The organism is Rhodoferax ferrireducens, from assembly GCF_003347515.1.
Lineage (GTDB): Bacteria > Pseudomonadota > Gammaproteobacteria > Burkholderiales > Burkholderiaceae_C > Rhodoferax.
Genome location: NZ_QEII01000203.1, coordinates 1 through 258, shown reverse-complemented (window position 1 = coordinate 258; position 258 = coordinate 1). Strand labels below are relative to the sequence as shown.

The following is a 258-nucleotide window of genomic DNA, read 5'->3' as shown; positions in this document are numbered from 1 at the left end:
TCTGCTCCTTGCGCCCGGCATAGACCACGCCGTTGCTGTCGGCCACGAACACATTGCGCATCGGCAGCCCCAGGCTGACGATCAGGTCCAGGCAGGCCAGCGCGGCGGCGCCGGCGCCCGAGGCCACCAGCTTGACCTCGCCGATGTCCTTGTCGACGTGTTTGAGCGCGTTCAGGATAGCCGCGGCGGCGACGATGGCGGTGCCGTGCTGGTCGTCGTGGAACACCGGTATCTTCATGCGCTCGCGCAGCTTCTTCT

At 67.1% G+C, this 258-nt stretch carries 1 protein-coding gene; it reads right to left on the bottom strand.

The features are described 5' to 3' along the window. The coding region (locus C5P05_RS02730) for a malic enzyme-like NAD(P)-binding protein (protein ID WP_332871326.1) at positions 1 to 258 on the bottom strand (258 nt) is incomplete at both ends.